1 protein-coding gene and 1 pseudogene are annotated in these 681 nt (G+C 73.6%); one reads left to right on the top strand and one right to left on the bottom strand.

Features of this window, described 5'->3' with window-relative positions; translation table 11 throughout:
• Positions 1–397: pseudogene (locus tag A9W96_RS15360) on the bottom strand (DUF1338 domain-containing protein); the annotation flags it as partial.
• Between the two features lie 96 nt (positions 398–493).
• On the opposite strand from A9W96_RS15360, the gene A9W96_RS15355 reads away from it, so the two are divergent.
• A partial coding sequence (locus tag A9W96_RS15355; protein WP_156765260.1) for an AsnC family transcriptional regulator occupies positions 494–681 on the top strand: 188 nt, incomplete at its 3' end.

Here is a 681-nt window from a genome sequence, read left to right as displayed (position 1 = left end):
GGCGCCGGGCCACGAAGGCGTCGACGCGGCGGCGCAGGTCGCCGTCGAAGTAGCGCGCGTCGCGGGTGGCCAGCATCGAGGTGAACACGCGGAAGGGGTTGCGGGACAGCTCTTCTGGGTCGACCGGCCGGAAGGCGGTCGACACCACCGGGACCGGGGACGCGGCGCGCCGCAGGTCGTAGTAGCCGACCGGCAGCATGCCGAACGCGGCGAAAAGGTCGGCGACGGCGACCAGTTCGGCCGGACCGCCCACCCGGATGGCGCCGTGCCGCTCGGCGGTGACCCGCCGCAGCGAGCCGAAGCGTTCGGCATCGGCATGGCCCGCCGCGTAATCGGCGTTGACCTGCTCGCTGACCTCGACCAGGGTGCCGTATGCCGGCACCTCGGCGGCGTACATCGCCGACAGGCCCGCGGCGAACCGCTCCCGGAGCTGCCAGGCTGCCAGCCATTTCGGGCGGGTCACGGCGGCGCGGTCCTGCGATAGTCTCCGGCCATGAGTGAGACGCTCGACGAGGTCGACCGGATTCTGGTGCGCGAGTTGGTCGCCGACGGCCGCGCGACGCTGGCGGAGCTGGCCGCCAGCGCCCGGTTGTCGGTCTCGGCGGTGCAGTCGCGGGTGCGCAGGCTCGAGGCGCGGGGGGTGATCTCGGGATACTCGGCGCGCATCGACCCGGAGGCGGT

The sequence above is a fragment of the Mycobacterium sp. 1245852.3 genome, from assembly GCF_001669335.1.
Taxonomy (GTDB): Bacteria; Actinomycetota; Actinomycetes; order Mycobacteriales; family Mycobacteriaceae; genus Mycobacterium; species Mycobacterium europaeum_A.
Note: the sequence above shows the minus strand (reverse complement) of the source record. Positions and strands in the feature narration are given on the sequence as shown.